Here is a 12,867-nt window from a genome sequence, read left to right on the forward strand (position 1 = left end):
TTTCGCGTTGAGTACGGTCGGCTTGCCTTTCCCATGATGCCGCTTACGCATCGCATGTTCACCCACTCTACAACGGGTATCGGCTGGTTAGCCAACATTGCGGCATGCTACATAGGCCAGGAAGTGGTAATTGCGTGGTTCGGCAGGGGGTACAGATGACCAAGAAAGGCCCCGCCTGTTGCAGCAGGCGGGGCCCATAACAAGGCTCACATGCGGAATTTGTGGTTGGCCTAGTTATGTATAGAGTTTTGCGCCTTACGGGCTTACGAGGTTAATGCTGAGGTTGACATACAGTGGGTTACCCAGTTTGTTCTCAAACAACGGGGTATTATCACCCGTTGGATTCTGGTTGTTGAAAGCATCGAACCGGTAGTTGTACCGGTAGCCAACCTGCCCCGATAGCCAGATAAAGCCTGCCAGTTGGCGCTCGTAGGTAATGCGGGGTTTCAGCTCGCCCCGGCGCAGGTACACATCCTGGCCGTTCACGGCTCCCAGGTAATAGGCGTTACCCTCAATCTCGTAGCCCAGCATGAGCAGCGAATTGGCCCCGAAGCTGCGCCGCACGTTCACCCGGGCCGGGAAAATGGCTTCAACGCCCCATTTGGGATTGAATGTGCGGAAGTAGTACACTACCGGAATATGCAGCTGCTGTCCGGCCCGATAGGTGCGCGTGACGCCCAGGCCCCACATGTAGGAATCCGTTGGTTTCCAGCCGTAAATGGCGGTACCGCTGTACGTCAGGCCTTTGGTACTGATGTCGTCGAAGTTCCGGTAAGTGCCATTCAGGTCGACGTTGCCCTGAATCAGCAGGTAGTTCTTATCGTTGAGGGGCCGGAACACGGTGGCGTTGAAGCCCGTGGAGCGCAATCCATCCTCCAACGACCGAAACAGGGGCGTGCGGTCGGCATTGGCTATGCGTACACCGGTGTTCCAGTAAGTCAGCCCCAGGTTAAGAATCAGGCTGGAATTGGAAATCACCGGGGCATTAAACCCCAGCCGCAGGCCCGCAAACCGGTTTACCCGGTTACCGACTTTCGTATCCGCCGGCGGCGTGGGCCCCGGACCAGGCACGAGCCCACTCTGGTGCGGTCCGGTGGAGTTCAGGTCAAAGGACATTTGCCCTTCGTAGCCTACCGAAATCAACTTGGTAGGGCTTTGCAGCAGCACTTTCTGGCTGGCGTAGGGCCGGTTCTCGGTAGCATCAGCGTTACCGAAACTACTGAAATCATCCTGACCCAGCGAATCGGCGGGAGCAGTGGGCAGGTCCTGGGCCGTAGCCGATGTCAGTGGCAGAAAATCCAGGGCCAACAGGACTCCTGGCAGCAGAAAACGGGAGCGGAAGCGCATAGCAGTCCTTATTTCTTTACCTGCCGCTTCCACACATCGGTGCGGCCGAAAAGCGACACCCCAATAAACCCACGCACTTCCAGAGTATTGGCATCCGTCAGCGTCATCTCGCAGGAGTAGTCACTGCCATTTTTAGGATCATAAATCTGGCCTCCCTCCCATTTATTGTTCCCTGCGTAGGTAAAGTTCCGCATGTTCACCAACCCCCGAATGGGCTTGCTGCGCAGAGATTCGGTGGGGTTATTGGCATCGGTGCGGGGCGTACCATCCGGGTTATTCGGCACCTTCAGCCACACAATCCGGCCGAAGTACTTGTCGCCGCTTTTGTAAATCTGCACCATCCCCGTGCCTTCGCCGTTTTTCCACACGCCCAGCACCGCATCCGGATTATCAGCCAGAGCCAAAGCCGCAACCGAGGTCAGCAAAACCAATAGTAGCGCGAGAAGATTTTTCGTCAGGGTAGTCATGCGGCAATAGAAAAAAGTGAGTGGGAAAACTGATGGTTCACTCTCCAAATAGAACTAATAAATCGATAATAAAATAGGTTTAATCATATTTTAATAGAATTTTTAGTTCGTTTTAATCCTATCTTCTCAGAAAGCCTGAAAACGGTATTTTCTGCTTCCCGCACATTCAGTTTCGCGCCTCCCACACTGCGGTGTACGACACTATTACTTCGTCCATAAGTATCAATCACTCAAGCCAGACACGCTGAGCGCATTTTCAGGGTTGGCTTATCGGATTTTTACAATATATGCTTCCGTACTACGCAGCCAGTAGCCCATAACCGAATAGCCCGGCATTATAACCTGGAAGCTCAACCGTATAGTTAATCAACGTAATTTACCACATACACCCATACAGATAAAGTACAATACGCATTAACAACGAAATCAACGACTCATCATTGCACGTACTGGGTTGGTCTTAGACTATGCCCGAGCAGGCCGAACAACGGCTGATACACCACTTCCCCTTCACCAGACAGGTGCTGGTATGGCCCCGATGTACGCGGCAACGCCCCATCTATGCTCCCCATGTGTCACGGACGTGTAGCAGCTTTTGTAGTCTCGTTGCAGACCGAACTACACAATTTACAGTACACCTTCTCTGCTCTACTTACTGTCACCCAGTGCCTGCTGCAGGTCCGTCAGCAGCTCCGCCACCGGCTCAATCCCTACCGACAGGCGTACCAGCCCGGCCGTAATACCCAGTTCCTGCCGCTGCTCCTCCGTCAGGGCCCGATGCGAGGTTCCTACCGGATATGACAATGAGGAATCTACTCCGGCCAGAGACGGCGCAAACGGGAAACGCTGACTGCCCCGGATAAACTTGTTTACCGCCTCCACCGAATCATCGGCCAGCTGGAACGAAACCATACCACCGAACCGGCCCGCGCCCTGCTCACTGGCCAGCTCATGCTGGGCGTGCGTGAGCAGCCCCGGATAAAACACCTCTCCCACGGCCGGGTGCTCCACTAGCAGCTCGGCCACGGCCTGGGCATTGTAGCAATGGGCATTCATGCGCAGGCGCAGGGTTTTGAGGCCCCGTACCGCCAGCCAGCTTTCCATGGGGCTCAGCGTAAGACCGAACAGGGTGCCAATCTGCTTCAGGCGGGCCGCGTCTTCTTCCGTACGGGCTACCACAGCTCCGGCCGTAACATCAGAATGGCCTGCCAAGTATTTGGTTACGCTGTGCATCACCAGATCGGCCCCGAACGTCAACGGATTGGTGAGCACCGGCGAGGCAAACGTGTTATCCACCACCAGCTTCAGACCCAGAGCATGGGCCGCCTCGGCCGCCGCCCGCAGGTCTACCACGCGCAGCAGCGGGTTGCTGATGGTTTCGCAAAGCAGCAGCCGGGTGCGGGGCTGCGCGTACGTTGCCAGGTTGCTGGTCAGATCATCAAAGGGCACGTACGTGACGGTAATTCCCAGCCGCCCCAGTTCCTGGTTCAGCAGCGCCGCCGAGCCCCCGTAGATATCGGCTGCGCACAGCACATGGTCGCCGGCGGTGCAATACGTGAGAATAGCCGCGAAAATAGCCGCCATGCCCGAACCCGTAGCCACGGCACCGGCTCCGCCCTCCAGGTGATTCACGGCTTCCGCCAGCTCATCGGAGTTGGGGTTGCCGTTGCGCGAGTACAGGTACCGGCTACCGGGTTCCCCAAAATACAGCTCCAGCTCATTGAGGTCTTCAAACTTGAAAACCGACGTCTGGTAAATGGGGGTGATTTTGGGGTGGATGTGCATAAAACCAGAAATGAAGCAGAACCGCTGGGTGAAAGCAGGGGCCGCAACCCCTGCCAAACGGCCCCGCAAGCTACGGCACAGATGCTGCTTTTACTCGCCGATGGGCACATCTACCCGACTGGGGTACTTGCGCCCCGTGTACACCGTCGTTTCGATAAGGCGTGGACCGGTGGCGCGCTCCTGCGCTACCACCCCGCCAAAGCCGAAATTCCGCTCGTACATGGGCGTATTCTGCACTTCCAGCACGAGGCGCAGCCGGGAGCCGGCATCCAGCTTCTTCACGTATAGAAAGTTGTTGTTGAAGTCAAGGCGCTCCATTTTGCCCGGCTTCATCAGCGTGGGGTTGGTAGCACTGCGGCGGTAACGAGTCCGCAGACCAGAGGTAGCCAGCTGCATGCTCCGGCCATCTGCCGTTTGCTCGTATACCGTCACCCGGAAGTCAGCGTCCGGCACGTTCAAACTCATAAACAACCGCGGCAGTAGGGCCCCGCTGACGGTTACGGCCCGGGGCAGTGGCCCCGACTCAAACACCAGATTATGGGCGGAAGTCATGTACAGCGAGTCGTCGTAGGGCCGGGGCGTTGCGAAGACAAACGCGGAGTCCAGCACCTGCGCCACATCGTGGATGTAGCGAATTGACTGAGTTTTCTTCGGTACGCTCGTCTGCATCGCCAGCAGGCCGGCCCGTTTAGGGTTCGGCTGTTTCTGGGGCGTTAGGTACAGCCGGAGCGTGTCCTTGGTGAGAGCCTGCAGCGAAGATGCCCCGCGCCACCGGCCGGCGTTGGTTTCGAAATACGTGACCTGGTCCAGCATCCAGGCAGGTTTGGCCTGTTTTTTCAACACCCAATCAAACCACTGCAGCATTTGGCGGTACACGGGCACCTGAGCGGCCCGCTCAATGGGCAACCCCGCCTGGGCGGCGCGCGGTGCCCACTGGGCTCCTCCGTGGTCGTATGGCCCAATCAGCAGTTGGTGTTTGCCCCGGTTGGCGGCCGTGGCGTGCTGCATGTACTGGCGGTAATAGTACAGCGCGCCGTTCTGGTCGTCGTCGTAATAGCCTGTGATGGTGAGCACCGGTAGGTCGAGGGCGGCGTAATCGGCGGGTTTGGGCAGAATGCCCTGCCAGTACGCATCAAAATCCGGGTGGCTCACCCATTTCTGAAAGAACGGGTTGGGCAGCTTCGCCACCGAATCGAGCTTGACGAAAGGCAGACGGTTTTTGTAGAGCTGCCAAAACGTCCCATTCCAAAACGGCGCATCATTGAACACGGCGGAGTTCAGCTCCCGCCCGCTCACGTAAGTGGCCCATTGTAGAATATAGGAGTAGAACATATTTGACTCCCGCGGGAAATCAACCCCAAACCCAACGGCTACCATCGGGTTGATGGCCTTCAGCGCCGGGTGCCGGTACTCCTGCCGAATTGCCTGCCACTGCGCGAATCCCAGGTAGGAGCCGCCCGTGGTAGCCACCTGCCCATCGGACCACGGCTGCTTGCTGGCCCAGTCGATGATATCATACAAATCCTGCGCGTCCTGCTCATAGGGGAAGAAGGAACCGCCCGATTTGCGCCGCCCCCGCGTGTCTACGTACACATACACGTAGCCATTGGTGGCAAACACGTTACCCTGGGTAGCCTCGCTCCCGCCCGGATATGGGCTCAACGACACAATAACGGGTACCCGCCCGCTGGTCGCCCCATTACGGTACACCAAGCCATGCAGCTTTACTCCGTCGCGCATCGGTATCTGTGCTTCCTCATCAACCAGCCGCGCAGGGTCCAGCTCATACAGCAGCTGCTCCACCGTAGCCCGGTGGCGCTGGTAGAATGGGCCACTGAAACCCATGCGCATAAACCCTGCGGCAGCACTATACGTCAGCTTATTACCCCGCATGGCGGCCACGCTCAGGATTTTTCGCAATTCACCGCGCACCAGCGTTGTCATAGCTGGCAGGTAAGCCCCCTTCTGACTATTGAGCAGATCCAGCCGCGTAAGGGCGGGCAATGAATCCAGCTGCTGCCGCAGCGCCAGCCGCAAAGCCGGCCGGAAAGCAGCCGAGGCTTCGTCGGGTACGCGCTGCTTCGCCACCGACCAGGCCATGGGAACCAGCGTGGGCGGTAAGATATAGATGGGAGATGGTTGCAAACGCATGGCCATCCGCCGGTAGCGGTGATAGTCTGTAAACCGGTTTTGCACCAACGCGGCCAACGCCCGCATCATGTAGCTGCTTGCCAGCTGCGTGGTATCCGAAATCCGGTAGCGCGTTTGGGCCTCCCCTTCTAGCTTCTCCACTGCGTCGGCCACCGTCTGCAGGGCCCGGGCCACGCCCACCGAATCGGTAGGCTGCAACCCCACTGGTAGCTGCACCTGAAATTTTTCGTAGTAATCAGCCGGCAAAGGTGGTCGGCTCTGGCTTACTGCCAGCGAGGGTAGCAGCAGGGCCAGCCATAGAAACATGCGCATACAGTGGAGAGGATAGAGTGAGAGCTTAAACATCGCTCTTTTCTAAATAATTACGCCGCCACTCCCAAGCAAATTTCCCCCTCCCGCCACACGCAAAAAGCCCCGCGCCTGGCTAGCAGACGCGGGGCTTTTCGGGAGTATACTTGGCCAATTTACGCCGAAGCCCCTTCTGCCAGTACAATTACATTGTTGCGCAGTACTTCTACCACACCGCCTTCGATGGCGAAGCGGGTAGAGCCACCGTTCAGCACCACTTCACCGGCTTTCAAAGCCGAAATCAGTGGGGCGTGGTTGTTCAATACTTCAAATAGGCCATCTACACCCGGAAACTGGGCCGATGCAACCTCCCCTTCAAATACCTTACGGTCGGGCGTGATGATTTCCAGATGCATATCAGTTGTCAGTTTTTAGTTGTCAGTTGTCAGCGTCAGAACTTTCTGACAACTGACAACTGATAACTGTCAACTAAAAAATTACTTGGCGTCAGCCATCAGCTTCTCGCCCTTAGCCACGGCATCATCGATGTTGCCTACCAGGTTGAAAGCTGCCTCGGGGAGGTGGTCATACTTCCCGTCGATGATGGCGTTAAAACCGATGATGGTTTCTTTGATGTCAACCAGCACGCCTTTCAGACCGGTGAACTGCTCGGCCACGTGGAAGGGCTGCGACAGGAAGCGCTGCACCCGACGGGCACGCGTTACGGTCAGCTTATCTTCTTCGGAGAGTTCATCCATACCCAGGATGGCGATGATGTCCTGCAGTTCTTTGTAGCGCTGCAGAATCTCTTTTACGCGCTGGGCGGTGTTGTAGTGCTCCTCACCCAGTACTTCAACCGACAGAATGCGGGAAGTCGAGTCCAGCGGATCCACGGCGGGGTAGATACCCAGCTCGGAGATTTTACGGCTCAGTACGGTGGTAGCATCCAAGTGGGCAAACGTCGTCGACGGAGCCGGGTCAGTCAAGTCATCGGCAGGCACATATACGGCCTGTACCGACGTGATGGAACCACGCTTGGTGGAGGTGATACGCTCCTGCATGGCACCCATTTCGGTGGCCAGCGTGGGCTGGTACCCTACGGCCGAAGGCATACGACCCAGCAGAGCCGATACTTCCGAGCCCGCCTGCGTGAAGCGGAAGATGTTGTCGATGAAGAACAGGATGTCGCGGCCGGCACCGGTGCCGTCACCGTCGCGGAAGTTCTCGGCTACCGTGAGGCCCGACAGGGCTACGCGGGCACGGGCTCCGGGGGGCTCGTTCATCTGACCGAACACCAGGGTAGCCTGCGACTTGAGCAGCTCGTTCTGGTCTACTTTGGTCAGGTCCCAGCCACCGGCTTCCATCGAGTGCTTGAACTCCTCACCGTACTTGATGATGTCCGACTCAATGAATTCGCGCAGCAGGTCGTTGCCTTCGCGGGTACGCTCACCCACCCCGGCAAATACCGACAGACCCGAGTAGGCCTTGGCGATGTTGTTTACCAGCTCCATGATGAGTACGGTTTTGCCTACGCCGGCACCACCGAACAGACCAATTTTGCCACCCTTTACATAAGGAGCGAGCAGGTCAATTACTTTGATACCCGTGTAGAGAATCTCCGACGAGGTAGCGAGGTCTTCGAAAGGCGGGGCCTGACGGTGAATGGGCAGGGCACCGTCGCTCTTGGGCTGGGGAATGCCGTCGATGGCCTGGCCGATTACGTTGAACAGGCGGCCTTTAATGCCTTCGCCCGTGGGCATCGACATCGGAGCGCCCAAGTCACGTACGGCGGCGCCGCGGGTCAGACCCTCGGTCGAGTCCATGGCAATGGTACGCACCCGGTCTTCGCCCAGGTGTTGCTGGACTTCCAGCACGACCACCTGGCCGTTGTCTTTCGTGACTTCGAGGGCGTCGAGAATGTTGGGAAGCTTGGAGCCTTCACCCGCGAAGCTCACGTCCACCACGGGACCGATAACCTGGGTGATTTTGCCGGTATTCGCCATTTCTTGGTATATAAGGGGATGGGTTCAACGTTTCAGGTCGCAAAAGTACGGCTTAATCCCGGCATTGCCAAGAGGCCTCCGCAGCCCGCTTCACCAACTTTTTTTTCATTGGTTGACTCCCTGAAAATCAGCTCAAAAACCCCTTTTCACCCCCATTATGCTTTCCCCGCCCAGAAAAATTTTTGCCCGAAAATTTGCCTGGAATAAAAGCCGCCGTACATTTGCACAACCAAACGGCACGCTTACACCGGCAGCCGAGCGGGAAATTGTCCGATGGTGTAACTGGCAACACGCTTGATTTTGATTCAAGAAAGTCCAGGTTCGAGCCCTGGTCGGACAACTTCACACAACGCGAAAGGCGCTGATTCTTCCTCATACCGGAAGAGTCGGCGCCTTTCGCTTTTTCAATTACAGATTTTTCCGATTGAAAAGGGATTTCGCAGATGGACCGGCCAGTTCTGTCGTCTGCGAAATCCCTTTTTCTATTCTGTAAAATCTGTGATTCACTTTTCTACCACCCCTTTTCATGTCACAGCAGGTTAAAATTTTTGCGGGTAACGCTTCCCGTGAGCTCGGCGAGCAGATTGCCGCCGCTTACGGCATCCAACCCGGCGACCTGAGCATTCAGCGCTTCGCCGATACGGAACTGGGCCCCTCTTTCAATGAAAGTGTACGGGGCTGCGCCGTGTTCCTGATCCAGAGCACCAACCCCCCGGCCGAAAATCTGATGGAGCTGGCTCTGATGGTAGATGCCGCCAAGCGCGCCTCCGCCTACAAAGTGAATGTGGTAATGCCCTACATGGGCTATGCCCGCCAGGACCGCAAGGACAAGCCGCGCGTGAGCATCGGGGCCAAAGTGGTGGCCAATATGATTCAGAGCGTGGGCGCCGACCGCCTGATGACCTGCGACCTGCACGCCGGCCAGATCCAGGGCTTCTACGATATTCCGGTAGATCATCTGGATGGCTCTACCGTCACGGCTCCTTACATCAAGAGCCTGAACCTGGATAACCTGATCTTCGCCTCACCCGATGTGGGCGGCGTGGTACGTACCCGGGCCTTCGCCAAGAAGTTCGGGGCCGAAATTGTGGTGTGCGACAAGATGCGTCTGCGGGCCAACGAAATTGCCTCCATGCAAGTGATTGGCGACGTGACGGGCATGAATGTGGTGCTGGTGGATGACATTGTGGACACGGCCGGCACCATCTGCAAAGCCGCCGAGCTGCTGATGGAGCGGGGGGCCAAATCGGTACGGGCCGTTATTACCCACCCGGTACTTTCGGGTCCGGCTCACGAGCGGATTCAGAACTCAGTGCTGGAAGAGCTGGTGGTGACGGATACCATTCCGCTGAAGCAGGAAAACCCCAAAATCAAGGTTATTTCCCTGGCACCGCTGTTTGCCCAGGCCATTCACAACGTGGTGTCGCACGAGTCGATTAGTTCCCTGTTTGTGTAACCAGATCCGGTAACACCGTTTTTGGCATGGTATTGAAGAGAGGGGGCTGTAAAAGGTTCCCTCTCTTTGTATTTTATTTTCTCCGTTATGAAACGTCCTCTACTCCGTTCAATATCCTCCTGCCTGGGCCTGCTGCTGGTTGCCAGCAGCTGTACTACTACGGTACACATGCAGGCCCTTGCTCCTGCCGCCGTGCACATGCCTCGCGATATGCAGCGCATTGCCACGGCCAGCCGGGTGCTGCCGGATAGCCGCCGCGACAAGTTCTTTGATGTGCTGGAAGGCGTGTTCACGGGCGAAGGCCCCATGGTGGACCGGGCCGGCACCGAAGCCTGCATCATGAGTGTGGGCGAATCGTTGGTGCGCAACAGTCCCCGTTTCCGGGTAACGCCGGCCAACCTGCAGCTGCAGGGCCGCACCCGCGAGTTTTTCCTGCCCCCACTGGCCCCAGCCTACGTGCAGCAGCTGTGCCGCACCTCGCAGGTAGAAGGTCTGGTAGTGCTGGAGGCCTTCGACTCGGATATGCTGCTGGAGCAGAAAAAGGAAGAGCGCACCATTAAGGAGAAAGACAAGCCCGACCGCAAGGTGCAGGTAACCGTGGTGAACATGGCCATGCGCGTGGTAACCGGCTTCCGTACCTACGGTCCTCAGGGCACGGTAGTAGACCAGGCCAAGCAGGAGGACCGCCTCAACTGGACCAGTGAGGGTGCCACTTACCAGGCTGCCCTGGCCGGCCTTCCCGCCCCCGGCGAGTGTATCCGGCAGGTATCGTTGCGGGTGGGCGACCAGTATGCCCGCCGCATTGCGCCCTCCTACGTGGCCGTATCCCGCGACCTGTACACCCGGGCCCGAAAGGACGATTTCATGCGGCAGGCCCAGCAGCGGGTAGCCGCCACCGACTGGACCCAGGCTGCCACCATGTGGCAGCAGGCCGCCCGCAACCCTGATGCCCGCGTGGCAGGCCGCGCTTTCTATAACCTGGCCGTGGCACAGGAAATGAACGGCGACCTGCCCGGTGCCATTGATTACGCCCGCAAAGCCGCCTACGACTATCACCTCCGCGCCGCCGTGGCGTATCTGCGGGAGTTACAGGCCCGTCAGCAGGCGGAGCAGGTAGTGGAGCAGCAGATGGGAGGCACCGCCAACTAACCAACAGATGAGGTTTAGGCTATTGTTTAAGGTCATTTTAGGTGACGTCTTTTAACTACCGCCCCTTATGTCTATCTTTGCGGCCCGTTTACCTGCTGTGGGTAAGCGTTTTCCTCAAAAGCACACTTTTATGAAAAGCCTCGAGATTGTAGGGTTTAAAAGAGCGAATCTCGGTAAGAAGGACGCCAAGGCGCTCCGCCTCGACTCGTACGTACCATGCGTACTGTACGGTGGCGAAGACCAGGTTCACTTCTCCGTTCCGGCCATCCTGTTCCGCGAGTTGCTGTACACCCCTGAGGTGCACGTAGTTGAACTGAACATCGAAGGTGACATCCGTCGCGCTATCGTGCAGGACGCCCAGTTCCACCCCGTGAACGAAATGCTGCTGCACGTTGACTTCCTGGAACTGCAGGAAGGCAAAGAAGTGAAGATGGAAGTTCCCGTGAAGTACGTAGGCGTTTCGCCGGGCGTACTGGCCGGTGGCAAGCTGGTAAGCAAGCTGCGTAAGATCAAAGTAAAAGCTACCCCCGAAAACCTGCCTGATTCCGTGGAAGTGGACATTTCGGACCTGGGCCTGGGCAAGTCGATCAAAGTGAACAAAGTGGAGCCCAAAGGCTACACCATCCTCACCAACTCGCTGGCTCCCATTGCCACCGTTACCATCCCGCGTGCCCTCAAAGGCCAGCTGCAGGCTGACAAATAAGGCTCACGGATTTTTTCGGATCAGCGTCGGACTTCTACGGATTTCGTGGACGATTTTCCGGAATAATCTTATCAAAAAGGCTGTCCTGTTCGCAGGGCAGCCTTTTTTTATAGGCACGGGGCATCCGTTACGTGCTGTTTGATTGCGGCGGGCTGAATATCTTTCGGCTACCAAATCCGCGAAAATCCGACTCTAATCCGCTACAAATCCGTGAGCAAGTTTCTTGTGCTGTGCCTGGGCAACATCGGGCCGGAATATGCCGATACGCGCCACAATGTAGGCTTTATGGTGGGCGACTACCTGGCCCGCAAGCACGACGCCGCACCCTGGCAGCTGGGTCGCCACGCCTTCACCACCGAAATCAAGCACAAAGGCCACACCTACGTGCTGGTGAAACCCACTACCTACATGAACCTGAGCGGCAAGGCGGCGGCCCACTGGCTGAGCACCCTCAAGCTTACGAAGGAGAACATGGTAGTCGTTACCGACGACCTGGCCCTGCCCTTCGGTAAGCTGCGGCTGAAAGCCAAAGGCTCGGCCGGCGGCCAGAACGGCCTTAAGCACATCCAGGAAACCCTGGGCTCTGACGAGTACGCCCGCCTGCGCTTCGGCATCGACTCCAGCTTCTCGAAGGGCCGCCAAGTGGATTATGTGCTCAGCCCGTTTTCAGCGGATGAGAAGATTGACCTGGAAAGTCGATTGGAAAAGGCCGCCGAAGCCGTGCTGGCCTTTGGGTCAATGGGCGTGGAGCGGGCTATGAACGTGGTAAACGTGAAGTAGGGAAGCCTGAGACGGTAAGAACAAAGCCGCTACCATATACACGGTAGCGGCTTTTTATTTACCCTGGATAAGATGAGTTGAGAGTTTCTGCACACCAAAATGGCTGGACAGCCTATCCACCTTTTCACATAAACCTGTCAATGTCCTTTCGGCTGTAGAAATGGCAGAAGCTAGTGCATCTATTCCTACTGAGAATTCCGGTAAGGTTGGTGGATCAAACCCTTCGTCTTCATCATGACAGGTAATATGCAGTACAGGTCCTTGCCGGGTAGCTTTTGGGCATGGATGACCTTCCATGCAGAAGTAGCCTGATTGAAACTGTGGTTTCACTAATACCTGCCAACTGTACAGATCAGCCAGCGTACCGCAGCACTGCGGAACTAGTACGGGAGTACCATCCAGGAACAGTATACCGCCGCCGAATAAGGCACACGAGTCTGCTGCCTCTACTACTTCATCTCCGGGGTGTAAGTGAGCATCTATAAGCTTCTGTAAATCTGATAAAGTCCAGTCATCTACCGCTATAAAACTGCTACCCAGTAGCACACGTCTATAATTGTTGAATCCGGCTATCTGTAATATGCGGGCCTCATACTGCTCCCATTGCAGCGGATTTTGCATAAAATTTGACTCAGGGCGCGGACCTACCAGTTGCCAGTCGACAGCGGACGACGAAATTTCCAACACGGGGACTAGCTCTACTTTCATTGACAGATTTATTATCCTATTCACTAGTTT

General features: G+C 56.8%; 11 protein-coding genes and 1 tRNA gene. 5 read left to right on the top strand and 7 right to left on the bottom strand.

The features are described 5' to 3' along the window. Positions 1 to 255: 255 nt before the first annotated feature. From EI291_RS12220 to atpD, 6 genes are all read right to left on the bottom strand, one after another. Positions 256 to 1,347 (bottom strand): DUF6268 family outer membrane beta-barrel protein, encoded by a 1,092-nt coding sequence (locus EI291_RS12220; protein WP_125420237.1) that lies wholly within the window; start codon positions 1,345 to 1,347, stop codon positions 256 to 258. A gap of 8 nt (positions 1,348 to 1,355) precedes the next feature. Further along, the gene (locus EI291_RS12225; RefSeq protein ID WP_125420239.1) at positions 1,356 to 1,814 is read right to left on the bottom strand and encodes a DUF2147 domain-containing protein; all 459 of its coding nucleotides are present in this window, start codon (positions 1,812 to 1,814) and stop codon (positions 1,356 to 1,358) included. Positions 1,815 to 2,462: 648 nt separating this feature from the next. Next, positions 2,463 to 3,599 carry a trans-sulfuration enzyme family protein gene (locus EI291_RS12230; RefSeq protein WP_125420241.1) on the bottom strand — a complete coding sequence of 379 codons (1,137 nt, stop codon included), beginning with the start codon at positions 3,597 to 3,599 and terminating at the stop codon, positions 2,463 to 2,465. Between the two features lie 90 nt (positions 3,600 to 3,689). After that, a complete protein-coding gene (locus EI291_RS12235; protein WP_170172617.1) occupies positions 3,690 to 6,062 on the bottom strand; it encodes a CocE/NonD family hydrolase in 2,373 nt (790 codons plus the stop codon). 152 nt (positions 6,063 to 6,214) lie between these two features. After that, on the bottom strand, positions 6,215 to 6,454 hold the full coding sequence (gene atpC / locus EI291_RS12240) for an ATP synthase F1 subunit epsilon (RefSeq protein WP_125420245.1): 240 nt from the start codon (positions 6,452 to 6,454) through the stop codon (positions 6,215 to 6,217). An 81-nt stretch (positions 6,455 to 6,535) separates the two neighbouring features. Further along, positions 6,536 to 8,041: a F0F1 ATP synthase subunit beta gene (gene atpD / locus EI291_RS12245; protein ID WP_125420247.1), complete on the bottom strand. Its 1,506-nt coding sequence runs from the start codon at positions 8,039 to 8,041 to the stop codon at positions 6,536 to 6,538. A 267-nt stretch (positions 8,042 to 8,308) separates the two neighbouring features. Between atpD and EI291_RS12250 the strand changes: the two genes are divergently transcribed. The 5 genes from EI291_RS12250 to pth all read left to right on the top strand — a co-directional run bounded on the left by EI291_RS12250 (position 8,309) and on the right by pth (position 12,129). Next, positions 8,309 to 8,381 (top strand) — tRNA-Gln (locus EI291_RS12250). 186 nt (positions 8,382 to 8,567) lie between these two features. Further along, the gene (locus EI291_RS12255; protein ID WP_125420249.1) at positions 8,568 to 9,497 is read left to right on the top strand and encodes a ribose-phosphate pyrophosphokinase; all 930 of its coding nucleotides are present in this window, start codon (positions 8,568 to 8,570) and stop codon (positions 9,495 to 9,497) included. Positions 9,498 to 9,584: 87 nt separating this feature from the next. Continuing rightward, entirely contained in the window at positions 9,585 to 10,646 is a 1,062-nt protein-coding gene (locus EI291_RS12260) for a DUF6340 family protein (protein WP_125420251.1), read from the top strand. A 130-nt stretch (positions 10,647 to 10,776) separates the two neighbouring features. Further along, positions 10,777 to 11,349: a 50S ribosomal protein L25/general stress protein Ctc gene (locus EI291_RS12265; RefSeq protein ID WP_125420253.1), complete on the top strand. Its 573-nt coding sequence runs from the start codon at positions 10,777 to 10,779 to the stop codon at positions 11,347 to 11,349. A gap of 210 nt (positions 11,350 to 11,559) precedes the next feature. Further along, positions 11,560 to 12,129: an aminoacyl-tRNA hydrolase gene (pth, locus tag EI291_RS12270; RefSeq protein ID WP_125420255.1), complete on the top strand. Its 570-nt coding sequence runs from the start codon at positions 11,560 to 11,562 to the stop codon at positions 12,127 to 12,129. A gap of 54 nt (positions 12,130 to 12,183) precedes the next feature. Here the strand turns inward: pth and EI291_RS12275 are convergent, their stop codons facing one another. Next, the gene (locus EI291_RS12275) at positions 12,184 to 12,750 is read right to left on the bottom strand and encodes a hypothetical protein (protein ID WP_125420257.1); all 567 of its coding nucleotides are present in this window, start codon (positions 12,748 to 12,750) and stop codon (positions 12,184 to 12,186) included. Between the last annotated feature and the right edge of the window lie 117 nt (positions 12,751 to 12,867).

Source organism: Hymenobacter rigui (assembly GCF_003944715.1).
Lineage (GTDB): Bacteria > Bacteroidota > Bacteroidia > Cytophagales > Hymenobacteraceae > Hymenobacter > Hymenobacter rigui.

Excerpts from the sequence above, each read along its gene's own strand:
- EI291_RS12220 (WP_125420237.1), bottom strand. The coding sequence starts at position 1,347 with ATGCGCTTCCGCTCCCGTTTTCTGCTGCCAGGAGTCCTGTTGGCCCTG.
- EI291_RS12225 (WP_125420239.1), bottom strand. The coding sequence starts at position 1,814 with ATGACTACCCTGACGAAAAATCTTCTCGCGCTACTATTGGTTTTGCTG.
- EI291_RS12230 (WP_125420241.1), bottom strand. The coding sequence starts at position 3,599 with ATGCACATCCACCCCAAAATCACCCCCATTTACCAGACGTCGGTTTTC.
- EI291_RS12235 (WP_170172617.1), bottom strand. The coding sequence starts at position 6,062 with ATGCGCATGTTTCTATGGCTGGCCCTGCTGCTACCCTCGCTGGCAGTA.
- atpC (WP_125420245.1), bottom strand. The coding sequence starts at position 6,454 with ATGCATCTGGAAATCATCACGCCCGACCGTAAGGTATTTGAAGGGGAG.
- atpD (WP_125420247.1), bottom strand. The coding sequence starts at position 8,041 with ATGGCGAATACCGGCAAAATCACCCAGGTTATCGGTCCCGTGGTGGAC.
- EI291_RS12255 (WP_125420249.1), top strand. The coding sequence starts at position 8,568 with ATGTCACAGCAGGTTAAAATTTTTGCGGGTAACGCTTCCCGTGAGCTC.
- EI291_RS12260 (WP_125420251.1), top strand. The coding sequence starts at position 9,585 with ATGAAACGTCCTCTACTCCGTTCAATATCCTCCTGCCTGGGCCTGCTG.
- EI291_RS12265 (WP_125420253.1), top strand. The coding sequence starts at position 10,777 with ATGAAAAGCCTCGAGATTGTAGGGTTTAAAAGAGCGAATCTCGGTAAG.
- EI291_RS12275 (WP_125420257.1), bottom strand. The coding sequence starts at position 12,750 with ATGCAAAATCCGCTGCAATGGGAGCAGTATGAGGCCCGCATATTACAG.